The sequence below is a fragment of the Streptomyces sp. NPDC097619 genome (genome assembly GCF_040302735.1).
In the GTDB taxonomy this organism is placed as follows: Bacteria; Actinomycetota; Actinomycetes; order Streptomycetales; family Streptomycetaceae; genus Streptomyces.
The window spans coordinates 18,064-43,251 of sequence record NZ_JBEOSD010000002.1 but is presented as its reverse complement, the minus strand read 5'-3'; the positions used below and the strand labels follow the sequence as shown (position 1 = coordinate 43,251).

The following is a 25,188-nucleotide window of genomic DNA, read 5'->3' as shown; positions in this document are numbered from 1 at the left end:
GTTCGGGGGGACACGATGAGGGCACGGCAGCGGGGGAGCGCCCCGGGCGGCGAACGGGTCCCCGGGGAGCGGCAGATGCTCCTGGGCGTCGGCATCAGCGCCGTCGGCATCGGCATGTACGTGCCGTTCACCCTGGTCTTCTTCCACCACGTCACCGGCCTGTCCTTCGCGGCCGTCGGCCTGGTGCTCACCCTCACCGGGCTGACGGCCATCGGGGCCATGCCGCTCGCGGGCTGGGCGGTGGACCGGTACGGAGCCAAGCGGGTCGGACTCCTCCTGTACGGCCTCCGGGCCCTGGGGTTCGCTTTCTTCCCGCTGGCCGCCTCGGTCCCGGCCTTCGCCGCGGTGGCCCTGCTCACCGCCGTCGCGGACCGGTCCTTCCCGGTGGCCCAACAGTCCCTCATCGGCGAAGTGGCCCGGGGCGCCGCCCGGGACCGGCTCCAGGCGTCCGTCCGCGCCCTCCAGAACGCCGGCATGGGCGCCGGGGCCCTGCTGGTCTCCCTCGTGCTCGGCCTGGCCGGGCCCGCCGCCTTCGCCGCCACCGCCTGGGGCAACTCCGCCGCCTTCGCCCTCGCCGGGCTGGCCCTCGCCCGGGTCCGCACCGCTCCGGGCGCGGCTCCGGAGCCGCGCCCCGCCGGGACCGCGCGCCCCTCCGTCGGCTACCGCGCGGTCCTCGCGGACCGCCCCTTCCTCGGCCTCACCGCCACCAACTTCCTGGCCGCGCTGGGCTACGCCGCCCTCTCCGTGCTCTTCCCGCTCTACCTCACCACCTGGCTGGCCGGACCCGACGCGCTGACCGGGGCCGCCTTCACCCTCAACACCGCGCTGTGCGCCGGGGCCGGGGTCCTGGTCGCCGCACGGGTCCGCCGCTCGGGCGCCCGCCGCACCCGCTCCGCCGCCCTGGGCGCCCTGCTCTTCGCCGCCGCCTTCCTCGGGCAGGTCCTGCTCGGCACCTTCCGGCCCGGCCCGGTCGGACTGACCCTCGCCCTCCTGGTGATCGTCGTGGTCTACACCCTGGGCGAGCTGGTCCACAGCCCCTCCGGCGGCGCCCTCGCGGTCTCCGCCGCCCCCGAGGCCGCCCGCGGCCGCTACCTGGCCACCTACCAGCTCTCCTACTCGGTGGCCATGTCCCTGGCCCCGTCCCTCTTCACCGCCCTGCTCGCGGTGGACGGCCGACTGCCCTGGCTCCTGCTCGCCCTCACCTCGCTGGGCGCCGCCCTGGCCCTGGTCCGCCTGGAGCCCCGCCTGCCCGCCGCCGCCGTGTACGCCGAACCACCCGCCCCGGCGGCGGCCCCCACCGCCTCCGCCCCCGCGGAGATCCCGGCTCCGACCCCGGCCCCGGCCGCCGTCTGAGCCCCGCCGGTCCGCCCTCCCCACCCGCGTGACCGCCCGACCGCCTCCCGAAGTCCCCGAGCCCCGGCCCTCGCGGCCCCGGCCCCGGACTTCCCGTCACAGGAGCACCGCCGTGAACCGTGCCGCCGTCATCGCCCTGACCGCCCTCGCCCCCGCCTCCTGGGGCTCCACCTACGCCGTCACCACCGAGTTCCTGCCCCCGGACCGCCCGCTGTTCACCGCCCTGGTCCGGGCCCTGCCCGCCGGACTGCTGCTCCTCGCGGTCTCCCGGACCCTGCCGCGCGGCGCCTGGTGGTGGAAGTCCGCCGTACTCGGTGCCCTCAACATCGGGGCCTTCTTCCCGCTGCTGTTCCTCGCCGCCTACCGGCTGCCCGGCGGCGTCGCCGCCGTCCTCGGCGCCCTGGGCCCGCTCGTGGTCATCGGTCTCTCCGCGCTCCTCCTCGGCGAACGGGCCTCCACGCGGGCCGTGCTCGCCGCGATCGCGGGGGCCTTCGGCGTCACGATGGTCGTCCTCAAGGCCGGGGCCGCCCTCGACACCGCCGGGGTCCTCGCCGGCGCCGCCTCCTCGGTCTCCATGGCCGCGGGCACCGTCCTCACCAAGCGCTGGGGCCGACCGGAGGGCGCCGGCCCGCTCGCCCTCACCGGCTGGCAGCTGACCGCCGGCGGACTCCTGATCCTGCCGGTGGCCCTCCTCCTCGAAGGGGCCCCGCCCGCCCTCGACGGCCGGGCCGTCTTCGGCTACGGCTACCTGGCCCTGGTCAACACCGGCCTCGCCTACTGGCTCTGGTTCCAGGGCATCGCACGGCTCGGCGCCACCTCCGCCACCCTCCTCGGCCCGCTCTCCCCGCTGACCGCCGCCGTCATCGGCTGGGCCGCCCTCGGCCAGTCCCTCGGCCCCGTCCAGATCGCCGGCATGGCGCTCGCCTTCGCCGCCACCGTCGCCGGACAACTCCCCGGCCGCACCCCCGCCGCCGTCCGGCCCCTCACCGGATCGTTCAGTCCAGCTGAACAGAACGTGCGCAAAGATTCGATGGACCTGAGTGATCGAGTGTTGCGACGGTAGGTCCACGAACCCATCACCGACCCCGAGGGGGACCCCGCCGTGGCCGTCCTGGACCACTCCCGCACCACACCGCAGCAGCCCGCCGACCCCACCGGACGGACCACCGCCCGGCCCGCCGGCGACACCGGTCACGGCCCCGACCCGACCCCCGGCCCCGCACCGCGCGGCCGGGCCACCGGGCTCGGCCTCCTGCTGGCCCTGCTGGCCACCGTGGTCTGGTCCGGCAGCTTCGTGGCCACCCGGGGCATGGCCGACAGCGTCCCGCCCGTCCAGGCCGTGTTCTGGCGCTGGCTCATCGCCCTCGCCGCCGTCGCCCCCTTCGCGCTCCGCGAGACCTGGCGGCAACGGGCCCTGATCCGCCGCCACCTCGGCTTCGTCAGCCTCGCCTCGCTCTTCGGCGTCACCCTCTACAACACCCTCGTCCACCAGGCCGGACTGACCACCTCCGCCGCCAACATGGGCATGATCATGGCCGCCTCCCCGGTGATCATGGCCGGCTACGCCCGCCTCGGCGGCGAACGCCTCGGCGCCCTCCGCACCTGCGGACTCCTCACCGCGGCCCTCGGCGTCCTCCTCCTCGTCGGCAAGGGCTCCCTCACCCTCTCCTTCGCCCCCGGCGACCTCTGGATGTTCGCGGCCGCCCTCTCCTTCGCCACCTACAGCGCCCTGCTCAAGCGCAAGCCCGCCGAACTCGGCGGCCTGGCCTTCCTGTTCACCACCTTCGCCCTCGGCGCCCTGATGCTGGCCCCCGCGTACGCGGTCTCCGTCACCGTCCAGGGCGGCTTCGACCTCACCCCCGGCACCGCCGGACCGCTGCTCTACGTCGGGGTCTTCTCCTCCGCCGTCGCCTTCTTCGCCTGGAACCGCGCCGTCGCCCTCATCGGCGCCGCCCGCGCCGGGATCGTGTACTACCTCCAGCCGGTCTGCGTGGCCCTGCTCTCCCTGCTCCTCCTCGGCGAGCACACCGGCCCCGCCCAACTCCTCTGCATGGCCCTCATCCTCGGCGGCGTCGCCCTGGGATCCCGCCGGTAGACCCCCGGCGGCCCGCGCGCCGGCCGCCGCCCCGGCGCCCGCCGGTAGGTTTCCGGACATGAGCGGACCGACCGACTGGGACATCAAGAAGCTGCGGATCCTGCGGACCCTCGCCGAGCGGGGCACCGTCACCGCCACGGCCGGGGCCCTGCACATGACCCCCTCGGCCGTCTCCCAGGCCCTGGCCTCCCTCGCCCGACAACTCGGGGTGGACCTGCTGGAGGCCCAGGGCCGCCGGGTCCGCCTCACCGCCGCCGCCCACCTGGTCCTGCGCCACGCCGAACCCGTCTTCGCCCGCCTGGAGGCCGCCGACGCCGAACTCTCCGGCTACCGGGCCGGGGAGACCGGCGAGGTCCGCCTCGGCGCCTTCTCCACGGCCGTCCCCGCCCTGGTGGTCCCCGCCGTGGCCGCCCTCCGCGCCACCCGCCCCGGGATCACCGTCCGGGTCCGCGAGACCGAGGCCGCCGAGGCGTACGAACTGCTCGCCGCCGGCACCGTCGACCTGGCCCTCTCCCTCGCCGCGCACGCCCCCACCGGCCACGACCCCCGCTTCACCCGGATCACCCTCCTCGAAGACCCCCTCGACGTGGCCCTGCCCCCCGACCACCCCCTCGCCGACGCCCCCGGGTTGCGGCTGGCCGACCTCGCCGGGGACCCCTGGATCTTCGGCGGCTCCGGCCCCTGGTCCGAGATCACCCGCACCGCCTGCGAGGCCGCCGGCTTCGTCCCCGAACAGGCCCACTCCGCCGCGGGCTGGACGGCCATCCTCGCCCTGGTCGGCGCGGGCATGGGCGTGGCGCTCGTCCCCCGGATGGCGGCGCCCCGGGCGGGCGCCGCCGTCCTCCGCGACCTCGGCCGCGACCGCCCGGCCCGACACGTCCTCGCCGCCCTGCGCCGCGGCCCCGGCGCCGCCCCGGCCGTCGGGCACGTCCTGGCCGCCCTGCGGGCCGTACCGGAGCCGCCGACCACGGACCGACCGCCCCGGAAGTGACCCCCGGAGCGCACCCCGCACGCAGCGCCCCGGGCCGGGCGACGCGGCCGGGCACGCGACAAGGGGGTGCCCCCGGTGCGCACGGCACCGGGGGCATCCCCTCCGTTCGGTCGATCCGTGGCCCGGCCGCCGGGTCGGGCCGGCCGGGCGACCCGTCAGGCCGAGGCCGCCGCCGCGTCCGCGGCCTGGGCGCGCAGGGCACGCTCCACGCCCGCGCGGGACTCCGAGACCAGCCGGCGCAGGGCCTGGCCGGCCCCCGCGGAGTCCAGCCAGGCGTCCGTGGCGTCCAGCGTGCTCCGCGAGACCTCCAGCGCCGGGTACAGGCCCACCGCGATCTGCTGGGCGATCTCGTGCGAGCGGGTGTCCCAGACGTCCTTGACCGCGGCGAAGTACTTCTCCGCGTACGGAGCGAGCAGCTCGCGCTGGTCGGTCTGGACGAAGCCGCCGATCACGGCCTCCTGCACGGCGTTCGGCAGGCCGTCGGACTCCACGACCGAGGCCCACGCCTCTGCCTTCGCGTGGGCCGTCGGCCGGGCGGCGCGCGCGGTGGCGGCGTGCCGCTCGCCCGCCGCGGTCCTGTCCCGCGCCAGCTCCGCCGCGATCTCCGGCTCGTCGGCCCGGCCGGTGACCGCCAGCCGCTCCAGGAAGGCCCACCGCAGCTCGGTGTCCACGACCAGGCCCTCCAGGGACTCCGAGCCGTCCAGCAGGCCGGCGAGCAGGTCCAGCTGCTCCTCGGTGCGGGCGGTGGCCGCGAAGGCGCGGGCCCAGGCCAGCTGGTGGTCGCTGCCGGGCTCGGCGGCCCGCAGGTGCTCCAGGGCCGCCCCGGTCCACGTGGCCAGACCGGTGTCCCGCCAGGCGGGATCGGCGTACATGTCCACGGCCAGCTTCACCTGGCGGTGCAGGGACTGCACCACGCCGATGTCGGTCTCCTTGCCGATGCCGGACAGCACCAGCGACACGTAGTCGCGGGCCGCCAGCTCGCCGTCCCGGGTCATGTCCCAGGCGGAGGCCCAGCACAGGGCCCGCGGCAGGGAGGCCTCGAAGTCGCCCAGGTGCGCGGTGACCTGGGCCAGCGAGTGCTCGTCCAGCCGGACCTTCGCGTAGGAGAGGTCGTCGTCGTTGAGCAGGACCACGTCCGGCCGGTGGTGGCCCACCAGCTCGGCGACCTCGGTCAGCTCGGCCGCTGCCACGTCCAGCTCCACCCGACGCTCGCGCAGCAGCTTGCCGGTGGCCTCGTCCAGGGAGTAGAAGCCCACCGCGATGCGGTGCGGGCGCAGCACCGGCTCGCCCTTGGCGCCCGCGGGGAGCGCCGGGGCCTCCTGGCGGATCCGGAAGGAGGTGATCCGACCGTCCTGGTCGGTCTCGATCTCCGGCCGCAGCACGTTGATGCCCGCGGTCTCCAGCCACGCCTTCGACCAGGCGGTCAGGTCGCGGCCGGAGGTCTTCTCCAGCGCCCCGAGCAGGTCGGACAGGCGGGTGTTGCCGAAGGCGTGCGCCTTGAAGTAGGCCTGGACGCCCTTGAAGAACTCGTCCTGGCCCACGTACGCCACCAGCTGCTTGAGCACCGAGGCGCCCTTGGCGTAGGTGATGCCGTCGAAGTTGACCATGACGTCTTCGAGGTCGTCGATCTCGGCCATGATCGGGTGCGTGGAGGGCAGCTGGTCCTGCCGGTACGCCCAGGTCTTCATCGAGTTCGCGAAGCTGGTCCACGCGTGCGGCCAGCGCGACTCGGGGTGGTACGCCTGGCAGGCGATGGAGGTGTAGGTGGCGAACGACTCGTTCAGCCACAGGTCGTTCCACCACTCCATGGTGACCAGGTCGCCGAACCACATGTGGGCCAGCTCGTGGAGGATGGTCTCCGCCCGCACCTCGTACGCGGCGTCGGTCACCTTCGACCGGAACACGTACTGGTCGCGGATGGTGACGGCGCCCGCGTTCTCCATCGCGCCCGCGTTGAACTCCGGCACGAAGAGCTGGTCGTACTTGGCGAACGGGTAGGCGTAGTCGAACTTCTCCTGGAACCAGTCGAAGCCCTGCCGGGTGACCTCGAAGACGGCGTCCGCGTCCAGGAACTCCGCCAGCGACGGGCGGCAGTAGATGCCCAGCGGCACCGACTGCCCGTCCGGGCCCTCGTAGGAGCTGTGCACCGCGTGGTACGGGCCCACGATCAGCGCGGTGATGTACGTGGAGATCCGCGGGGTGGGCTCGAAGGACCAGACGTGGTCCACCGGCTCCGGGGTCGGGGAGTTCGAGATGACCGTCCAGCCCGCCGGGGCCTTCACGGTGAACCGGAAGGTCGCCTTCAGGTCGGGCTGCTCGAAGCTCGCGAACACCCGGCGGGCGTCCGGCACCTCGAACTGGGTGTACAGGTAGGCCTGCTCGTCCACCGGGTCCACGAACCGGTGCAGACCCTCGCCGGTGTTGGTGTACGCGCAGTCCGCGACCACCTTCAGCACGTTCGACCCGGCGGCCAGGCGCTTCAGCGCGATCCGCGAGTCCCGGAACACCGCGGCAACGTCCAGGGCCTTGCCGTTCAGCACGACCTCGTGCACCGCGGGCGCGACCAGGTCGATGAAGGTCTCCGCGCCGGCCTCCGCGGAGTCGAAGCGCACCGTGGTCACGGACCGGTAGGTGCCGCCCTCCTGCGCGCCGCTCAGGTCGAGGTCGATCTCGTACGAGTCGACGGTGAGCAGTTCCGCCCGCTGCTGGGCCTCTTCACGGGTCAGATTCGTGCCTGGCACGCGTTCATCTCCTTCGATGGTGACGTTCCGGGTCATCCTTGCACGCCCGGTCCGCCGGCCGCCTTCGGTAATCACGGCCCCCACCCGGACGTGCCGGAGGGCGGCACCCGGGCCGGGTGCCGCCCTCCGGGGACGGTGCGGGGAAGCCGTGGATCAGCCCTGGCGCAGCTCGTCCGCGACCAGTTCCGCGATCTGCACGGCGTTGAGGGCCGCGCCCTTGCGGAGGTTGTCGTTGGACAGGAAGATCGCGAGGCCGTGCTCCACGGTCTCGTCCACCCGGATCCGGCCCACGTACGAGGCGTCCTTGCCGGCCGCCTGGAGCGGGGTGGGAATCTCGGAGAGCTCCACGCCCGGGGCGTCCTTGAGCAGCTCGTAGGCGCGCTCCACGCCGATCGGTCGGTCGAAGCGGGCGTTGACCTGGAGGGAGTGGCCGGAGAAGACCGGCACGCGCACGCAGGTGCCGGAGACCTTCAGGCCCGGGATCTCCAGGATCTTGCGGGACTCGTTGCGGAGCTTCTGCTCCTCGTCGGTCTCGAAGGAGCCGTCGTCCACGATCGAGCCGGCGAGCGGGACCACGTTGAAGGCGATCGGGCGCTTGTAGACGCCGGGCTCCGGGAACTCGACGGACTCCCCGTCGAAGGCGAGCTGGTCGGCGGCCTCGGCCACCGCGCACGCCTGGGTCTTCAGCTCGGCCACGCCGGCCACGCCGGATCCGGACACGGCCTGGTAGGTGGTGGCGACCAGCGCGGTCAGCCCGGCCTCCTCGTGGAGGGGGCGCAACACGGGCATCGCGGCCATCGTGGTGCAGTTCGGGTTGGCGATGATGCCCTTGGGGCGGTTCGCCACCGCGTGCGGGTTCACCTCGGAGACCACGAGCGGGACCTCGGGGTCGCCGCGCCAGGCGGAGGAGTTGTCGATCACGACGGCGCCCTGGGAGGCGACCTTCTCGGCGAGGGCGCGCGAGGTGGCGCCGCCGGCGGAGAAGAGCACGATGTCCAGGCCGGAGTAGTCGGCGGTGGACGCGTCCTCGACGGTCACCTCCGTGCCCTCCCAGTCGAGGGTGGAGCCCGCGGAGCGCGCCGAGGCGAACAGGCGCAGCTCGTCCACCGGGAACTTCCGCTCGGCGAGGATCGCGCGCATGACTGTGCCGACCTGTCCGGTGGCTCCGACGATTCCGACCCTCACGGTGACTCCTTCTGTACGTGCAGCGGGGGCAAGCCTGCTCCATCATGCGTGCGGACCCTGGCCGCTTGTCCAATCCATTGTCCGCAGTACGGACCGGCCGCCTCCGGGACCCCGGCCGGGGCCTCCGTCCGGTCTCCCGGGGCCCTCCGTCCGGCGGGCGGTATGACAAGTATGTGGCGGGCTCGTTGCCGGAGCCCGGATCGGGCGTCCGGGGTGCTCCGGAGTGGCTACGGTCCCTGCTACGTGACCGATATCCGGACACGTGTTCCGCGCACCGAACGGGTGGCCGCCCTCACCGGCCGCCCCGGTGTGCGGGGCCCGAGCGCGGAGCCGCACCGGCCCGCGCCCGACCGACACCGACCGCACCACAGCAATCCGGGGAGAACCACCGTGCGCGCCCACCGCCAGCGGACCATAGCGGCCCTCGTCACCGCCGCCGTCGCCACACCCCTCCTGCTCACCGCCACCCCCGCCGTGGCCCACGACCGCTCCGCCGGGGACGGCGGCCGCCTCGCGAGCCGCCTGGTGGAGGCGGCCTCCGGCAAGAGCGCCTACCGCCACCTGGTGAAGTTCCAGCAGATCGCCGACGCCCACGGCGGCAACCGGGCCGCGGGCACCGCCGGCTACGACGCCTCCGCCGCCTACGTGCACGGCCTGCTGAAGAAGGCCGGCTACAAGGTCTCGTACCAGGACTTCACCATCTACGAGGCGCAGACCAAGAAGGAGAAGACCACCGTCCTGGGCACGCCCGCCCGCACGCTGGAGACCGCCGCCTTCACCTTCACCCCCTCCACCCCCAAGGGCGGGCTGACCGCCCCGCTGGCCCTCGCGCGGGTGGACGACACCCCCGGCTGCGACGCCGCCGACTACCCGGCCGGTGCCTTCAAGGGGAAGATCGCCCTGGTCAAGCGCGGCACCTGCACCTTCGTGGAGAAGCAGCGGGCCGCCGCCGCGGCGGGCGCCCTCGGCGTGATCGTCTTCAACCACAGCGGCACCACCCCGGTGCACGGCGGCTTCTCCGCCCCCTCCGAGGGCCTGATCCCCTCCGCGGGCATCTCCCTCGCCGACGGTGAGGCCCTCACCGCGGCCGTCGCCAAGGGCGAGGTCAAGGTCAAGCTGGAGCTGGACCAGAAGCACGTCCAGCGCGCCACCCGGAACGTGATCGCGGAGACCCGCGGCGGTCGCGCCGACCGGGTCGTCGCCCTCGGCAGCCACCTGGACTCGGTGAAGGAGGGGCCGGGCATCAACGACAACGGCACCGGCTCCGCCGGTCTGCTGGAGGTGGCCCTGAAGCTCGCCGAGCAGACCCGCAAGACCGGCGAGCAGCCCGCCAACAAGGTGCGCTTCGCCTGGTGGTCCGCCGAGGAGCTGGGCCTGCTCGGCTCGGAGCACTACGTCTCGAAGCTGACCGCGAAGCAGAAGAAGAACATCGCGCTCTACCTGAACTTCGACATGATCGGCTCGCCCAACGCCGCCCAGTTCGTCTACGACGGAGACGACTCGGACAAGACCGGCGAGGGCGCCGGACCGGCCGGCTCCGCCCAGATCGAGCGCCTGATCAACCGCTTCCTCGACAAGCGCGGCAAGGCCCACGAGGGCAGCGACTTCGACGGCCGCTCCGACTACGGCCCGTTCATCGCCAACGGCATCCCGGCGGGCGGCACCTTCACCGGCGCCGAGGGCATCAAGACCCCCGAGCAGGCCGCCCGTTACGGCGGCAAGGCCGGGGTGGCCTACGACCCGAACTACCACGGCGCGGGCGACACCCTGAAGAACATCGACCGGAAGTTCTTCGACACCAACGTGGACGTCATCGCCCACGCCGTCGGCACCTACGCCCAGGACCTGCGCTCGCTGAAGGGCTGAGCCGCGGCGACGGGCCGGAGGACACGGCCCGTCGCCGATCGGTGGCCCGGGGCCCGCCGGAGGGGGGTGGGCACCGGGAAACGCGGGAGGGGCGGACGCCGTCGGCGTCCGCCCCTCCGTCGTGCTCACGCCCTCAGGGGCGCGCGGTCAGCCCCTCACGGGGTGACCCGGTCGTTCCCTTACGGGGTGACCTTGTCGATCTGCACGCTGCCCGTGCCCGCGGCGGTGCCGCGGGAGTTCAGGAGCTGGACCTCACCGAAGAACTGACGGCCCTCGGGGGCCGCGCTGCCGACGATCACCTTCGCGTTGAAGGTGGCGCTGCCGCCGTTGGCGAGGTTGACCGGCGTGGCGTCGTCGACCTGGATGGAGCCCAGGGAGTCGGCGAAGTACACGTCGCGGTAGTCGTAGGTCGTGGTGCCCGCCGGGATGGCGTAGCCGATGACCTTGACGGTGTAGGTGCCGGCGGCCGGGTTCGGGACGCTCACGGCCTCCTCGGAGTCGCCGTCGGCCGCGTAGGCGACGCGCACGCCGTCCTTGTAGAGCTCCAGGTCCAGGTCGGCACCGGCGTCGGAGACCTTGCCGATGGCGACGTCCAGGCGCGAGGCGCCCGCGCCGACGACGATCTCGCTGGTCTGGGTCTCACCGTTGGCGATGGTCGGCTTGGCGACCTTCGCCGAGCCCAGGCCGCCGCCCTTGAGGGTGCCCTGGAGGGCCGCCCAGTTGTTGGTGACCTTCCACTGGACCGGCGCCGGGGTGCCGATCTTGGCCTCGGGCAGGACCTGCACGGCCGGGTCGAAGGCGACACCCAGGACGTTCACGTTCAGGGTGTACGGGTTGTCCAGCAGCGGGGAGGTGCGGCGGGACTCGACCTCGATCTCCCAGACGCCCGGCTGCGGGTTCGCGTGCGAACGCAGGTCGGGGCGGCAGGTGTTGGCCGGGTTGTCGTAGTTCGGGTAGCAGTTCGTCGTGGCGGTGTTCTCCACCGGCACGCCGTACGGGTGCAGGGAGATGAACCGGGTCTGGCTGCCCGCGGCGAGCCCGCCGAGGGAGATCTCCAGGCTCTTGGCGCCCGCCGGGACGTTCACGAAGTACGAGTGGTGGCTGTTGCGCTGCACCTTGGAGGAGGCGGTGAAGCCGAAGTTCGGCTTCGTCAGCTGCTTGGCGACCACGACCGTGGTGAGGACCTGCTTGTCGATGCCCTCGGTGGTCTCGTCGTCCAGCTGCAGGATGCCGCTGTGCACGCCCTCGGTCGTGGCCTTGGCCTCGACCTTGATGGTGACGGGCTTGTTCAGGGGCAGCGTGGCGTAGTCGTAGCCGCCGACGACCTTGAAGGTGCCGTCGTCGTTGCGCCACGACAGGTCGTGACGGACGCCGTACTTCGGGCCGGTGGTGCGGGTGACCACCACGTCGTAGACCTTCTTCTGGCCGACCTTGAGGCCGCCCTCACGGTCGTACAGGCCGGTGCCGAAGCCCGGGGTCTTCAGGAACTGGTCGATCGCGGTGTCCACCGGGGCCTTGACCGTGTAGTCGTGGGCGGTGGCGTTGCGCTCGATGGACTTCCAGGCCGCGACGACGTCGATCAGACCGGCGCCCTGCTCGTGCGCCTGGTAGCCCTTGATCTTCTTCGCGGTGCTGGTCAGCGCGGTGCGCAGGACGGCCGGGGTCAGCGAGACCTTGGCCTGCTTGGCGGCCGACAGCAGCAGGGCGGCGGAGCCGGCGGCCTGCGGGGAGGACATCGAGGTGCCCTGGAGCATGCCGTAGCCGGCGGGCAGGGTGTAGCCCGCCTCCTTGACCGGCGCGCCGGGCAGCCAGGTCTGGATGGTGTTGATGGAGGCGCCCGGGGCGGTGATGACCGGGGTCAGGCCGCCGTCCTCACGCGGGCCGCGGGAGGAGAAGGGGAACATCGCGTACTGCTTGGAGACCTCGGAGCCGTAGTTGGCGGCCCAGGTGTCCTTGGAGACCGCGGCACCGACGCTGATGACCTTGTCGGCCAGCGAGGGGTCGCCGATGGTGTTGACGCCCGGGCCCGAGTTGCCGGCCGAGATGACCAGCTGGACGCCGTAGGTGTCGATGAGGCGGGTGTACAGCTCGGAACGGGCGTTGTTGCCGTCGTTCAGGGCCGGGAGACCACCGATGGACATGTTGACGATGTCCACGCCGCGGTTGACGACGAGGTCGATCATGCCCTCGGTCAGCGCGACGTTGGTGCAGCCGCCGCCCCAGGAGCAGGCGCGGGAGGAGACGACCTTGGCGCCGGGAGCGGCACCGTTCATCTTGCCGCCGAACAGGCTGTTCGCGGCGGTGATGCCCGCGACGTGGGTGCCGTGCTCGGACTCGATGATGCCGATGTTGACGAAGTCGGCCTTCTTGCCGACCCAGTCGCCGCCGGCCGGGTCCATCGGGACGTCCTTGCGGATCTCGATGACGAACGGGATCCGCTCGGCGACCTCGGTGGCCGGGTCGTCGGTACCGAAGTAGCCGATCTGGAACCCGTCCTTGTACGGCTTCATCGGCTCGTTGTCCGTGAAGTCGCCGTTCTGGTCGGTGTCCACGCGGACCGTGCCCGTGGCCGGGTCGTACAGCAGGCCGAAGCGGTCGGTGGTGTCGCCGTCGCGGTTGACGTCGCCCGCCATGTCGCCGGTCGCGGTGATCGACTCGGAGAAGCGGCTCCACTGGAAGCCGGTGCCCTCGGGGGCCTTCCAGGTCTGTCCGCCGATGCTGAAGGTGCCGCCCGGGACCGGGTTGATCTGGGCGCGCCAGGTGCCGTCCGAGTCCACCAGCGGGTCGGTGGCGGTGACCCAGTCGACGATCTTGCGCTCGCCGGTGGTGGTCTTCTGGAGGGCCGGGTGGCCCAGGTCCACGCCGGAGTCCAGGACACCGATGGTCACGCCGCGGCCGTCGGCCTTGGGGTTCTTCTTGACGAAGTCCACCGCACCGGTCTCGAAGGACGGGTTGTACGGGTTCTTCGCCGGGGTGGACTTGCCGGGGGCCGGGTAGGCGGCCGAGCCCTTGCGCTTGACGGTGCCCGTCTCGCGGTCGGAGTTCGGGCGCGGGTCCTCCAGCTTGATCTCGTGGCGCAGGTCGATGCCGTGCACGGACGAGAGCTTGGCGGCGGCCTTCAGGGCGGCCTCGGCCTTGCCGGTGGGCAGGGTCGCGCGGACGTAGCCCAGCTTGTCGTAGGTCTTGCCCACGGAGGCGCCGGGGACGGCGTCCAGCTGCGCGGCGACCTGCTCGGTGGCGCCGGGGGCGGTGGCGACCATCGCGGTGACGGTCTTCTCGCCCTTGGCCTCGGCCTCGTCGAGGAGCTTGGCGTCCTCGGAACCGAGCTTGTCGGCGGCGGACTTCACCGGGGCGGTCGCAGCCGGGTCACCCGCGGTGACGGCGGCGAACGCCGGGACGGGACCGGTGGCGGCCAGGGCGGCCACCAGGCCCGCTGCGGCCGCGACGCGCGCGGCGCGTCTGGCCCCGGATATCGAACTGGGGGATTCGAGGGTCATCAGCATCCCTGATAAGTGAAAGGAACGGTCCGGATTTCGGTGCCGGATGACCGGTCAGCTTTCCTCACGTGACAGCTGTTTGGGGAGGGCTGTCGGGTACGGGCTGCCGCCATGGCGGACACCCGCCACCGCACGGGATGCGTCAGCGGGCTCGTACCGGGACAGACCGGTACGAGCCCGCAGGGTCAAACGATCTTCACAAGTCGATTTGTCGACTCAGTGGTCTTCGCGGGAACGCGCGTAGTGACGGGAGGCTTTGGCCCGGTTTCCGCAGATGGCCATCGAGCACCAGCGCCGGGTGCCGTTGCGCGAGGTGTCGAAGAAGTGAAGAACGCACGCCTCGTGGGCGCAGGTTCGGATCCGCTCGGGGGCGGTGCGCAGCAACCGCAGGTAGTCGTGCGCGGCGGTCCAGGCGGGCCCCCAGGCCCGGTCCTCGAACTCGGGCACCTCGCCCGGGCCTTCGGCGGTCAGGGTCGGTCGGATCCTGCCGTGTCCGAGCACGGCGTCCAGCAGGGAGCGGGCGGCCGGGTCCTCGGGGTCGGTCGTGATCCGGGCCAGCGCCTCCCGTGCGGTCAGCAGGTGGATCAGGGTCGGCGCGTCCGCGCGGAACCGGTCCGCGAGCCCGGCCGACCGGAGCCAGAGCGTCAGCCCCTCCATCCGGCTCAGGCCCGCTGCTCCGGCGAACAGGTCCAGGTCCTCGCCCTCGTGCCGCCAGCGGGTGTTCAGCAGGTCCAGGCTGACGGGCTCCCCGGTGAGGGGGCGCGGGTCGGTGGTGGCGGTCATGGTCGGGCACTCCTCGCTCGGCTAACCCCTCAAGAGTAGGTGACCGGTTGACCCTCGGCGAACTAACCCTTAAAGTTTCAGTGACAGGTTAGATACCCGGAGATCCCGGCGTGCGCCGCCCTGTCGGCGCGCCTCGTACCAGCGAAAGGATCCGGCCATGACCGTGACCGTCGGCGAGACCGCCACCACCGGTACCGCCCCCGCCCTGGCCCCCGGCCACACCGGCCTCAACGTCACCGACCTGGAGCGCTCGCTCGCCTTCTACCGGGACGTGCTCGGTTTCGCCGAGCTGGGACGGGGCGACGAGGAGGGGCGCCGCTTCGCCTTCCTGGGGCAGGGCGGCGCGCTGGTCCTGACCCTGTGGGAACAGGCCGCGGGCCCCTTCTCCCCGACCGCCGCCGGACTGCACCACCTGGCCTGGACGGCCGGCTCGCCCGCGGAGGTCCGGGTCTTCGAGGAGCGGCTGCGCGCGTACGGGGCCGCCTTCGCGCACGAGGGGATCGTGGCGCACGCCGAGGGCGCGGCCTCCGGCGGGATCTTCTTCCACGACCCGGACGGCACTCGACTGGAGATCTCCGTGCCGGCGGGCGCGGAATCCGCGCCCGCCCCGAGTGGGGCGGCCCCGACCTGCGGGTTCTTCTAGGACGGCGGGGAATCGGGAGCAGCGCCGGCGGGTCGGCGGGGGAGCGGGAGCAGCGGGAATCAGGAGAGGAGGGCGGAGCCATGGTGTCCGCCGTAGTGGGGCCGTACCGGCCGGGGGCCCGGGCCGTGCAGGACCGGGTCGGGGTCCGTGAGCTCGCCGACCACGTGGGTCGTTCCGTCGGCCCCGGGATCCGGGAGGTCGCGGCCGCCTTCCTGGGCCTCCAGCCGCACCTGGTGCTCGGCGCGGCCGACGCCCCGGGGCCGGAGGGCCGGGTCTGGGCCTCCCTGTTGACCGGCCCGCCCGGGTTCGCGCGGGCGGTCGGCCCGGACCGGATGATCGTCGACGGCGGCCTGCCCGAGGGGGATCCGCTCGCCGGCGCGGTGGGCGTCGCGGGGACCCCCGTGGGCACCCTCGCCCTCGATCCGCGGACCCGGCGCCGGATGCGCCTGGACGGCCGGATCCGGCCACGCGGGGAGGGCGGCGCTCGCGCGGACGGGTTCTCCGTGAGTGCCGAGCGGGTGTTCTCCAACTGCCCCAAGTACCTCCAGAAGAGGCAGCCGGTGGCCCTGGAACCGGTGGGGCCGGGGGTCCGGTGGCGGGGGAGCGCCCTCACCCCGGAGCTGCGGGCCGCGGTCTCGGCCGCGGACACCTTCTTCATCGCCACCACCGCGGGCGACACCGTCGAGGCGAGCCACCGGGGCGGGAACCCCGGCTTCGTCCGGGTCCTCTCCGACACGGAGCTGGCCTGGCCCGACTACCCGGGCAACGCCATGTTCCTCACCTTGGGGAACCTGGCCGAGGACCCGCGGGCCGGACTCCTCTTCCCCGACTGGGAGACCGGGGCCACCCTCCAGCTCAGCGGCCTCGCCCGGACCGAGTACGGGGCGGACGGCACCCGCACCGTCCGGTTCCGGATCGGCGCGGCGGTGGCGGCCCTGCACCCGGGGCGGTTGCGCTGGAGCCCTCCCGAGTACTCCCCGGCCAACCCGCCCGTTCCCCCTCCCGTCCCCGTCTCCGGCCCCGTCCCGGGATCCGCCCCCTCCGCGGATCCCGGGACGGAGCCTCATCGGGGCAGCACCACCAGGTAGGCGGCGGGCTCGCGGTCCCCGGAGGCGGTCAGCGCCGTCCGGATGACCGCGGCCTGCTGCTCGGCGTGGTCGCGGAGCTTGCGCGGGGTGACGTACACGACCGTCAGGCCCAGTCGCTCCAGGTCCTCCCGCTTGCGGGCGTACTCACCCCACTGGTCGTCCCGCTCCTGCCGGGGCGCCCGGGTGTCCAGCTCCACGGCCACCGCCTGGTCGGGCCAGTAGGCGTCCACCCCGCCCAGCCGGGGCCCGCCGGGCAGTCGCAGGTCCACGTTCCACACCGGGTCCGGCAGGCCGAAGACGCGGACCAGTTCGTACAGCCGGTCCTCGGCGATGGCCCGACCCTCGGCCAGCAGGGAGTCCACGGCGTCGGTGACGTGCGCCCGGGTCAGCAGCCGGGCCCGGGTCAGCTCCCGCACGATCGCGGCCGGTTCGCAGTGCCCGGCCCGCACCGCCTCGCTCAGCAGCCGTCGGACCGTGCCCGCGTCCTCCAGTCCGGCCACCGCGTCGGCCAGGGCCCGCGCCACCGGGGCCACCGGCAGCCCCGTCACGGCCTGCGGCAGCGGGGCGTCGTGCTCGCGGACGAGCCGGGCGAAGCCGGCCGACCGCAGCCGCCGGGTACCCGGCACCAGGATGTCGATCCGGTCCAGGGCGGGCAGTGCGGGGACGGCGGTGAACCCGTGCAGGGCCAGCGCCGCCAGGCCCGTGACCATCACGTCGTCCCCGCGCCGGCCCGCGTACAGCAGGGCCGCGTGCAGCCGCTCCTCGCTGGTCGGCAGCCCCGGGTGCAGCAGGAACACCCCGGGCAGCAACTGCCGCCAGGGGCCGCCGGACCGGCAGCGCTCGGCGGTGTCGGAGGAGGTCACCCCGTGCTCCCGCAGCTGGGCGGTGTTCAGCACGCGGGGCCGGGAGCCGGTGAGGTGGTGCAGCGGGCGGGGGGCGGCGGTGGCGGCGGCGGGGGCGGAGACACCGTGCGGGGCGGGGGAGTTGTTCATGCCGCGGAGTCTCCCGCCGGGGACGCCCCCGCTAACCGCTGTTACACGCTCGTCGACAAATGCGGACAACCCCGCACTAAAGTACGCGCGTTCGACTGCCGACACTGCGCAGCGCATTTCGGTGGCCCTGTGAGACGGTCGCCAACCGGAGGGTCAACCACTGGCCATGACTTGGCCCTTCGTGAGCGTCCGGGGAAACGGACCGTGACGGGCCCCGACCCGCCGGCGGGACCCGGAAAACCCGTGGGGCGGGGTCGAAACGACCCCGCCCCGCTAGGCCGATCGGGTGAGTCAGCCGGCGGCCCCGTCGCACGCCTGACCGCGCAGGGCGCGGGCCAGGTCGTCCCGGCACTCCAGCACCAGGCGGCGCAGCGCGGGGGCCGCGTCCTCGTGCGCGGCCAGCCAGGCGTCCGTGGCCTCCAGCGTGGCCGGGTCGTCCTGGAGGGAGGGGTACAGGCCCCGCACCACGTGCATGCCGATCTGGATGGACCGCTCCCGCCAGACCCGCTCGATCACGGCGAAGTACTTCTCCGTGTACGGGGTCAGAAGCTCCCGCTGGGTGGGCTGGGCGAAGCCCGAGATCGTCGCCTCCACCAGGGCGTTCGACAGGGCGTCCGACTCCACGGCCGCCGCCCACGCCTGGGCCTTGACCGCCGCCGAGGGTCGCGAGGCCAGGCAGCGCACCGCGTGCCGCTTGCCGGAGGCGGTGTCGTCCCGCCGCAGTTCGGCCGCCACGGCCTCCTCGTCGGCGCGCCCGTGCGCGGTCAGCGGGGCCAGCAGGTCCCAGCGCAGCTCCTGGTCCACCTCCAGCCCGTCGATCCGGGCGGTGCCGTCCAGCAGCCCGCGCAGCAGCCCGAAGTCCTCGTCGGTGGTGGCGCTCGCCGCGAAGAACCGGGCCCAGGTCAGCTGGTGCTCGGAGCCCGGCTCGGCCCCGCGCAGCTCGCGCAGGGCGCCCGCCGCCAGCTGCCGGGAGCCCTCCTCGCGCCAGGCCGGGGCCGCATAGTGGGTGATCGCCCCGCCGGCCTGGGTGTGCAGCATCTGGAGCACGCCCACGTCGCTCTCCCGGCCGGCGAAGGCCAGGACCAGCGCGACGAAGTCCCGGGCGGGCATCAGCCCGTCACGGGTCAGGTTCCACAGCGCCGACCAGCACAGGGCCCGCGCGAGCGGGTCGGTCAGCTCCCCGAGGTGCCCGCGCAGCGTCTCCAGGGAGACCCCGTCGAAGCGGATCTTGCAGTAGGTGAGGTCCTCGTCGTTGACGAGCACCAGGTCCGGGCGCTCGGAGCCGGCCAGCTCCGCCACGACCGTGCGGGCCCCGGCCACGTCGGCCTCCGCACGCGCGTAGCGGACCAGCTCCCCGGCCTCGCGGCGGTACAGGCCCACCGCCACCCGGTGCGGGCGCAGCAGCTCCCCGTCCTGGAGCACGGCCAGCTCCGTGACCCGGCCCGCGGCGTCGAGGGTGACGTCGGGGGTGAGGGCGTTCACGCCGGCGGTCTGGAGCCAGGCGCGGGACCACTCGGCCATGTCCCGGCCGGAGACCTCGGCGAGCACCGACAGCAGGTCGTCGAGGGTGGTGTTGCCGTAGGCGTGGGCCTTGAAGTAGCGGCGGGCGCCCTCCAGGAAGGCGTCCCGACCGGCGTAGGCCACCAGCTGCTTGAGGACGGCCGCGCCCTTGGCGTAGGTGATGCCGTCGAAGTTCAGCTTGGCGTCCTCCAGGTCACGGATGTCGGCCGTGATGGGGTGGGTGGAGGGCAGCTGGTCGGCGCGGTAGGCCCAGGCCTTGCGGTTGTTGGCGAAGGTCACCCACGCCTGGTCGAAGCGGGTGGCCTCGACCTGCGAGAAGGTGCCCATGAAGTCCGCGAAGGACTCCTTCAGCCACAGGTCGTCCCACCACTTCATGGTGACCAGGTCGCCGAACCACATGTGCGCCATCTCGTGCAGGATCGTGTTGCAGCGGCGCTCGTAGGAGGCGCGGGTGACCTTGCCGCGGAAGATGTACTCCTCGCGGAAGGTGACCATGCCCGGGTTCTCCATCGCGCCGAGGTTGTACTCGGGCACGAAGGCCTGGTCGTACTTCCCGAAGGGGTACGGGTAGTCGAAGTGCTCGTGGAAGAAGTCGAAGCCCTGCTTGGTGACGAGGAAGACGTCGTCCGCGTCGAAGTGCTTCGCCAGCCCCTTCCGGCACATCGCGCCCAGCGGGATGGTCAGGTCCCCGCGCGTGTAGGTGTCCGTCACGTAGTGGTAGGGACCCGCCACCACACAGGTGATGTACGTGGAGATCGGCGCGGTCTCCGCGAAGGTCCGCGTGTCCCCCTCGCGGGACTCCTCGGCCCCGTTGCTCCAGACCTGCCAGCCCTCGGGCGCGGTCACCGTGAAGCGGTACGGGGCCTTGAGGTCGGGCTGCTCGAAGTTGGCGAAGACCCGGCGCGAGTCGGCCGGCTCGTACTGGGTGTACAGGTACACCTCGCCGTCCTCGGGGTCGACGAAGCGGTGCATGCCCTCGCCGGTCCGGCTGTACGCGCAGTTCGCGTCCACGGTCAGGACGTTCTCGGCGGCCAGGTCCGCGAGGACGATCCGGGCCCCGTCGAAGACCTCGGCCGGGTCCAGGGCGCGCCCGTTGAGCGTGACCGCGTTCACGGAGGGGGCGATCAGGTCGGCGAAGCTCGTGGCCCCGGCCGTCGCGGAGCGGAACCGGATCGTCGTCACCGACCGGAAGGTGCGGGGCCCGTCCGCGGGCTCGGCCTCGTCCACCGCCGAACGGAGGTCGAGCGCGACCTCGTAGGCGTCGACGGAGAGCAGCTCGGCCCGCTCACGGGCCTCCTCGCGGGACAGATTCTCACCGGGCACGGGCACTCCTTCGTGCAAGTTCGCCTTCAACGGTCGAATACTCCCACGGGGAATGTGCGGTCCCCACGGCCGGTTGCCCTCAGGGATGCCCGTGTTCCGGGCCGCTGACCGGTGAAACAGAGGGAAGAGACATGACTGACACGCAGGCGGACGCGAAGACCCCGGTCGATTTCTGGTTCGACCCGCTCTGCCCCTGGGCCTGGATGACCTCCCGCTGGATGGCGGAGGTCGAGAAGGTCCGGGACGTGCGGGTGCGCTGGCGTCCCATGAGCCTGGTGGTCCTGAACGAGGACAAGCTCGACCAGCTGCCCGAGGAGTACCGGGCCCAGCTCGGCCCCGTGGGGCTGCGCCCCATCCGCGTGGTGGTGGCCGCCGAGCAGAAGCACGGCCCCGAGGTCACCGGCAAGCTGTACGCGGCCTTGGGCACCCGGATCCACAACGAGGGCCTGGGCAACACCACCGAGGTGATAGCCGCGGCGCTGGCCGAGGTCGGGCTGCCGGCGGAGCTGATCGAGTTCGCCGACTCCGACGCCTTCGACGCGGAGCTGCGCGCCTCGCACGCGGCGGGCATCGACAAGGTCGGACAGGACGTGGGCACGCCGATCATCTCGGTGCCGGGCCCGCGCGGCGAGGACGTGGCCTTCTTCGGACCGGTGGTCACCCCCACCCCGAAGGGCGAGGACGCGGCCCGGCTGTGGGACGGCACCCTGCTGGTGGCCGCCACCCCCGGCTTCTACGAGATCAAGCGCAGCCGCACCGAGGGCCCGAGCTTCGCCTGAGCCGAAAGCCTCCGGAGGCCCGCGACGGCCGTCGCGGACCCGGGAGTCCCCGTTCTCCCCGGGGTCCCCAGGGGGAACGGACCGTCCGGGAACACAGGAAGCCCCCGCGAATCACGTCTTCGCGGGGGCTTCCCGTTCTTCACGTCCGCTCGGTGAAGGTTGAGAAGACGATCACGAGGCGGACGGTCCGTGGGGTGCGATCAGCCCTTGACGGGGATCAGCAGCGGGGTGTTCGCCTTGGCGTCGGCGTAGCGCTTGGCCACGTCCTGCCAGTTGACGACGTTCCACATCGCCTCGATGAAGTCCACCTTCTGGTTCTTGTACTGCAGGTAGAAGGCGTGCTCCCAGGCGTCGAAGACCAGGATCGGGGTGCTGGCCACGCCGATGTTGCCCTGGTGGTCGTAGACCTGCTCGACGACCAGGCGGCCGCTGACCGGCTCGTAGGCCAGGACGCCCCAGCCGGAGCCCTGGGTGGCGGAGGAGGCGAAGGTCAGCTGCTTCTTGAACTTCGCGAAGGAGCCGAAGGATTCGGTGATCGCGTCGGCGAGCTCGCCCACGCCGTCGGCCGCGGTGGGCTCGCCGCCACCCTCGCCGGTCTTCGGGCTGGCCATGTTGTGCCAGTAGATGGAGTGCAGGATGTGGCCGGAGAGGTGGAAGGCCAGGTTCTTCTCCAGGCCGTTCAGCGCGCCCCAGTTCTCCTTCTCGCGCGCCTCCTCCAGCTGCTCCAGGGTGTTGTTCGCACCCGTCACGTACGCCGCGTGGTGCTTGTCGTGGTGCAGCTCGATGATCTGCGGGTTGATCACCGGCTCCAGCGCCGAGTACTCGTACGGCAGCTCAGGAAGCGTGTAGATGGCCATGTTCGGATCCGGTCCCCTCAACGTGCTCACGGCTATAGCTGATGCTTATTGCAATGAATGCGCAACTGCACGCTAGCAGTATCTATTCCGCAGCTCATGTAAGGGTTACCTGAGTACGCGGAAGGCGGGCTCCCGCTGTCGGGAGCCCGCCTCCGGGGCGTGCGCAAGGGGTCCGGTGGATCAGTTCCGGACGGAATCGCGGCGCTGGTTCACCAGCCCCGCGATCACCAGGGCCACCGTCAGGCCGCCGGTGAAGAGCACCTGGCTGCGGGTGTCCTCGTCCCAGACCATCAGGCCCAGCACGGCCACCACGCCGGCCAGCGCCACCCAGGTGAGATAGGGGAAGCCCCACATCTTCACGACCAGCTTCTCCGGGGCCTCGCGCTCCAGCCGCCGCCGCAGCACGAACTGCGAGACCGCGATGAAGCCCCACACCACGAGGATCACGCCGCCGACCATGTTCAACAGCCAGGCGAACAGGGTGTCCGGGTACCAGTAGGACAGCAGCACGGTGACGAAGCCGAAGCCCGAGGAGGCCAGCACCGCCCGCCGGGGCACCCGTCCGGCCACCTTGCCCAGGGCCTTCGGCCCCTGTCCGCGGCTGACGAGCGAGTACGCCATGCGCGAGGAGCCGTAGATGTTGGCGTTCATCGCGGACAGCAGGGCGATCAGGATGACCACGTTCATGATCTGGGCGGCGCCGGGGATGCCCAGGCTGTCCAGGGCCGCGGCGTACGGGGCCTTGGCGGTGCTCTCCGCGTTCCACGGCACCAGGGTCACGATGACCAGCATGGAGCCCACGTACACGATGGCGATCCGCCACATCGTGGTCCGCACGGCCTTGGCCACGCCGCGCACCGGGTCGTCGGACTCGGCGGCCGCGATGGTCACCGTCTCCAGTCCGCCGTAGGCGACCACCGAGGCCAACAGACCGACCAGCAGGCCCTCCACGCCGTTGGGCAGGAAGCCGCCGTCGTGCAGCAGGTTGCTCGCGCCGGGGGAGTCGGTGCCGGGCAGCAGGCCCAGGACGGCCAGGGTGCCCAGGGTCAGGAACAGCGCGATGGCACCGATCTTCAGGGCCGCGAACCAGAACTCGAACTCGCCGAAGTGGGAGACCGCGGCCAGGTTGCTGCCGCAGAAGACGGCCATGAACACCAGCACCCACATCCACGAGGGGGTGCCCGGGAACCAGCCCACCATGATCTGCGCCGCGCCGATGGCCTCGATGGCCACGCCCACGCACAGCAGGGTCCAGAACATCCAGCCCGCGGTGAAGCCCGCCCACGGGCCGATGGCCCGCTCGGCGTGCACGGAGAAGGACCCGGAGGCCGGGTTCGCGGCGGACATCTCGCCCAGCATCCGCATCACGAACATCACCAGCAGACCGGACGCGGCGTACGCCAGCACGATCGAGGGCCCGGCCGCCGCGATGCCCGCGCCCGAACCCACGAAGAGCCCGGCCCCGATGACCCCGCCGAGGGCGATCATCGAAAGGTGGCGCTGCTTGAGGCCGTTCGACAGCGGGGACGGGGCGGCCGCGTCGGCGGCCTCGTTCTGCTGCCCGGGGGGCGTGAGGGTCTGGCTCATGGGGTGCCTGTCCGGTTGCGGAGGGACGGGAGATCGGCCGTCAGTATGAGCAGGTGTCCGCTGATCGGACGGTTGCCGTCCGATATTCGGACGATTGCGGTACGCGACGTGATCGCTCCGGCACTCCCGAGCGTTTCGTCCCGGTCCGGGAACGCCGGAGGGCCCGGGGCGCACCGCCCCGGGCCCTCCGCCCGTACGTCCTGTCCCGATCCGCTAGGACCGGACCTCCTCGACCCGTCGGGACCGCAGCTCGCGGTACCAGGCCACCGCCAGCACCGCCGCGGCGGCGCCGCCCGACCACAGCAGCTGCGGTCGCGCCGCGTCGTCGAAGAGCATCAGCACCAGCACCACCGCCATCGCGACGAGCGCCGCCCACGTCAGGTACGGGAACGCCCACATCCTCAGCACCAGCAGCTCCGGGGTCTCCCGCTCGATCCGCCGCCGCAGCCGCAGCTGCGACACCGCGATCAGCGCCCACACGAACAGCAGCACCGCGCCGACCGCGTTCAGCATGTACAGGAAGATCGTGTCGGGCCACAGCAGGTTCAGCACCACCGAGACGAAGCCGAAGGCCACCGAGGCGAACACCGCGGGCCGCGGCACCCCGCCCGGCGAGACCCGCAGCAGCGCCCGCGGCGCCTCCCCGCGCTCGGCCAGCGAGAACACCATCCGGGAGGACCCGTAGAGGTTGGCGTTGAGCGCCGACAACAGGGCCACGAACACGACCACGTTCATGATCTGCCCGGCCGAGGGGATCCCGATCGAGTCCAGCACGGCCACGTACGGGCTCTGCCCCGGCTCCAGGGAGTCCCACGGCAGCAGCGTGACGATCACCAGCATCGAGCCCACGTAGAAGAGGAGGATGCGCCACACCGCGCTGCGTACCGCCCGCGACACCGAACGCGCCGGGTCCTCGGACTCGGCCGCCGCGATGGTGACCACCTCCAGGCCGCCGAAGGCGAAGACCACGGCCAATACCCCGGAGACCACCCCGGACCAGCCGTTCGGCAGGAAGCCGCCCTGTCCGGTCAGGTTGGCCAGGCCCACCGGGTCGGTGTCCGGCAGCATGCCGAAGACGGCCAGGGTGCCCAACACCAGGAAGAGGACGATCGCGCCCACCTTGAGGGCGGCGAACCAGAACTCGAACTCGCCGAAGTTCTTCACCGCGGCCAGGTTGGCCACCGTGAAGACCACCATGAAGAGGAGCACCCAGGCCCACTGCGGGATCCCCGGCACCCAGCCGTTGGCGATCTTCGCCGCTCCGGTGGCCTCCACCGCGAGCACCACCACCAGCAGGAACCAGTACAGCCAGCCCACCGAGAAACCGGCCCACCGGCCCAGGGCCCGCTCCGCGTGCACGGAGAAGGAACCGGAGGCGGGCATCGCGGCGGACATCTCGCCCAGCATCCGCATCACCAGCATCGCGAGGGCACCCGCGAGCAGATAGGACACGATGATGCCGGGACCGGCCAGGGTGATCCCCGCGCCGGAGCCCACGAACAGGCCGGCGCCGATGACGCCGCCGAGGCCCAGCATGGTCAGGTGGCGCTGCTTGAGGCCGTGGGAGAGCGGCTCAGCGGGCAGAGGGTCTTGCATGAGGGTGCTCGTACTCTCAGAAGTGAGGCGGCAGTGGGGGCTCCGCGAGGATTGGCGGGACCCTACAGTGTCCCCGAGTTCCGGTCCCGTAGGCAAAACGGATCTCTTGTGCGATCGTGCCCGTGAGGTGGATCACCTTCCGATCGGCGCGCCGGGCGCGCTTTGTCGAATCCCCACCAAGCACCGCGCCGATGCTTTGTGTTCCGGGCATGGTGGGGCCCCGCCGCCGCGCGGATAGCGTCACGGGTGTCCCCGCCCGGGGGCGTCCCCGGCCCGCCGCGCGGGCCCGCC

17 protein-coding genes are annotated in these 25,188 nt (G+C 72.6%); 8 read left to right on the top strand and 9 right to left on the bottom strand.

The annotated features are described in order from the left end of the window. Positions 1-15 precede the first annotated feature (15 nt). From ABTZ17_RS00825 to ABTZ17_RS00810, 4 genes are all read left to right on the top strand, one after another. The gene (locus ABTZ17_RS00825) at positions 16-1,353 is read left to right on the top strand and encodes an MFS transporter (RefSeq protein ID WP_352193344.1); all 1,338 of its coding nucleotides are present in this window, start codon (positions 16-18) and stop codon (positions 1,351-1,353) included. Positions 1,354-1,465: 112 nt separating this feature from the next. Then, entirely contained in the window at positions 1,466-2,416 is a 951-nt protein-coding gene (locus ABTZ17_RS00820; RefSeq protein WP_352193343.1) for an EamA family transporter, read from the top strand. 39 nt (positions 2,417-2,455) lie between these two features. Next, entirely contained in the window at positions 2,456-3,448 is a 993-nt protein-coding gene (locus ABTZ17_RS00815; protein WP_502994567.1) for a DMT family transporter, read from the top strand. A 58-nt stretch (positions 3,449-3,506) separates the two neighbouring features. Continuing rightward, the gene (locus ABTZ17_RS00810) at positions 3,507-4,439 is read left to right on the top strand and encodes a LysR family transcriptional regulator (RefSeq protein ID WP_352193342.1); all 933 of its coding nucleotides are present in this window, start codon (positions 3,507-3,509) and stop codon (positions 4,437-4,439) included. Positions 4,440-4,594: 155 nt separating this feature from the next. Here ABTZ17_RS00810 and pepN (ABTZ17_RS00805) read toward each other — a convergent pair whose 3' ends face one another. Then, complete coding sequence (gene pepN, locus ABTZ17_RS00805; RefSeq protein WP_352193341.1) at positions 4,595-7,180, bottom strand: aminopeptidase N; 2,586 nt, start codon at positions 7,178-7,180, stop codon at positions 4,595-4,597. Positions 7,181-7,333: 153 nt separating this feature from the next. Continuing rightward, positions 7,334-8,365 carry an aspartate-semialdehyde dehydrogenase gene (locus tag ABTZ17_RS00800; protein ID WP_352193340.1) on the bottom strand — a complete coding sequence of 344 codons (1,032 nt, stop codon included), beginning with the start codon at positions 8,363-8,365 and terminating at the stop codon, positions 7,334-7,336. Between the two features lie 390 nt (positions 8,366-8,755). On the opposite strand from ABTZ17_RS00800, the gene ABTZ17_RS00795 reads away from it, so the two are divergent. Then, the gene (locus tag ABTZ17_RS00795; RefSeq protein ID WP_352193339.1) at positions 8,756-10,231 is read left to right on the top strand and encodes a M28 family metallopeptidase; all 1,476 of its coding nucleotides are present in this window, start codon (positions 8,756-8,758) and stop codon (positions 10,229-10,231) included. Between the two features lie 179 nt (positions 10,232-10,410). Here ABTZ17_RS00795 and ABTZ17_RS00790 read toward each other — a convergent pair whose 3' ends face one another. Both ABTZ17_RS00790 and ABTZ17_RS00785 read right to left on the bottom strand, forming a co-directional pair. Further along, positions 10,411-13,728: a S8 family serine peptidase gene (locus ABTZ17_RS00790; protein WP_352193338.1), complete on the bottom strand. Its 3,318-nt coding sequence runs from the start codon at positions 13,726-13,728 to the stop codon at positions 10,411-10,413. A gap of 216 nt (positions 13,729-13,944) precedes the next feature. Then, positions 13,945-14,511, bottom strand: a complete 567-nt coding sequence (locus ABTZ17_RS00785) for a CGNR zinc finger domain-containing protein (RefSeq protein ID WP_352193337.1) — start codon at positions 14,509-14,511, stop codon at positions 13,945-13,947. Between the two features lie 157 nt (positions 14,512-14,668). Between ABTZ17_RS00785 and ABTZ17_RS00780 the strand changes: the two genes are divergently transcribed. Continuing rightward, positions 14,669-15,154, top strand: coding sequence for a VOC family protein (locus tag ABTZ17_RS00780; protein WP_352193336.1), 486 nt, complete (start codon positions 14,669-14,671; stop codon positions 15,152-15,154). Between the two features lie 80 nt (positions 15,155-15,234). Beyond that, positions 15,235-16,242 (top strand): pyridoxamine 5'-phosphate oxidase family protein, encoded by a 1,008-nt coding sequence (locus ABTZ17_RS00775; RefSeq protein ID WP_352193335.1) that lies wholly within the window; start codon positions 15,235-15,237, stop codon positions 16,240-16,242. Here ABTZ17_RS00775 and ABTZ17_RS00770 read toward each other — a convergent pair. After that, complete coding sequence (locus tag ABTZ17_RS00770; protein WP_352193334.1) at positions 16,218-17,234, bottom strand: hypothetical protein; 1,017 nt, start codon at positions 17,232-17,234, stop codon at positions 16,218-16,220. The two genes, ABTZ17_RS00775 and ABTZ17_RS00770, sit on opposite strands and share 25 nt — an antisense overlap. A 291-nt stretch (positions 17,235-17,525) precedes the next feature. Further along, entirely contained in the window at positions 17,526-20,078 is a 2,553-nt protein-coding gene (gene pepN / locus ABTZ17_RS00765; protein ID WP_352193333.1) for an aminopeptidase N, read from the bottom strand. A 131-nt stretch (positions 20,079-20,209) separates the two neighbouring features. Between pepN (ABTZ17_RS00765) and ABTZ17_RS00760 the strand changes: the two genes are divergently transcribed. Continuing rightward, positions 20,210-20,857 (top strand): mycothiol-dependent nitroreductase Rv2466c family protein, encoded by a 648-nt coding sequence (locus tag ABTZ17_RS00760; RefSeq protein WP_352193332.1) that lies wholly within the window; start codon positions 20,210-20,212, stop codon positions 20,855-20,857. A 200-nt stretch (positions 20,858-21,057) separates the two neighbouring features. Here ABTZ17_RS00760 and ABTZ17_RS00755 read toward each other — a convergent pair whose 3' ends face one another. From ABTZ17_RS00755 to ABTZ17_RS00745, 3 genes are all read right to left on the bottom strand, one after another. Then, complete coding sequence (locus ABTZ17_RS00755) at positions 21,058-21,714, bottom strand: superoxide dismutase (RefSeq protein ID WP_352193421.1); 657 nt, start codon at positions 21,712-21,714, stop codon at positions 21,058-21,060. A 180-nt stretch (positions 21,715-21,894) separates the two neighbouring features. Next, positions 21,895-23,301 (bottom strand): amino acid permease, encoded by a 1,407-nt coding sequence (locus ABTZ17_RS00750; protein ID WP_352193331.1) that lies wholly within the window; start codon positions 23,299-23,301, stop codon positions 21,895-21,897. 213 nt (positions 23,302-23,514) lie between these two features. After that, positions 23,515-24,897 carry an amino acid permease gene (locus tag ABTZ17_RS00745; RefSeq protein ID WP_352193330.1) on the bottom strand — a complete coding sequence of 461 codons (1,383 nt, stop codon included), beginning with the start codon at positions 24,895-24,897 and terminating at the stop codon, positions 23,515-23,517. Positions 24,898-25,188: the final 291 nt, after the last annotated feature.

Excerpts from the sequence above, each read along its gene's own strand:
- ABTZ17_RS00825 (WP_352193344.1), top strand. The coding sequence starts at position 16 with ATGAGGGCACGGCAGCGGGGGAGCGCCCCGGGCGGCGAACGGGTCCCC.
- ABTZ17_RS00810 (WP_352193342.1), top strand. The coding sequence starts at position 3,507 with ATGAGCGGACCGACCGACTGGGACATCAAGAAGCTGCGGATCCTGCGG.
- ABTZ17_RS00790 (WP_352193338.1), bottom strand. The coding sequence starts at position 13,728 with ATGACCCTCGAATCCCCCAGTTCGATATCCGGGGCCAGACGCGCCGCG.
- ABTZ17_RS00785 (WP_352193337.1), bottom strand. The coding sequence starts at position 14,511 with ATGACCGCCACCACCGACCCGCGCCCCCTCACCGGGGAGCCCGTCAGC.
- ABTZ17_RS00780 (WP_352193336.1), top strand. The coding sequence starts at position 14,669 with ATGACCGTGACCGTCGGCGAGACCGCCACCACCGGTACCGCCCCCGCC.
- ABTZ17_RS00775 (WP_352193335.1), top strand. The coding sequence starts at position 15,235 with ATGGTGTCCGCCGTAGTGGGGCCGTACCGGCCGGGGGCCCGGGCCGTG.
- ABTZ17_RS00770 (WP_352193334.1), bottom strand. The coding sequence starts at position 17,234 with ATGAACAACTCCCCCGCCCCGCACGGTGTCTCCGCCCCCGCCGCCGCC.
- ABTZ17_RS00760 (WP_352193332.1), top strand. The coding sequence starts at position 20,210 with ATGACTGACACGCAGGCGGACGCGAAGACCCCGGTCGATTTCTGGTTC.
- ABTZ17_RS00755 (WP_352193421.1), bottom strand. The coding sequence starts at position 21,714 with ATGGCCATCTACACGCTTCCTGAGCTGCCGTACGAGTACTCGGCGCTG.
- ABTZ17_RS00750 (WP_352193331.1), bottom strand. The coding sequence starts at position 23,301 with ATGAGCCAGACCCTCACGCCCCCCGGGCAGCAGAACGAGGCCGCCGAC.
- ABTZ17_RS00745 (WP_352193330.1), bottom strand. The coding sequence starts at position 24,897 with ATGCAAGACCCTCTGCCCGCTGAGCCGCTCTCCCACGGCCTCAAGCAG.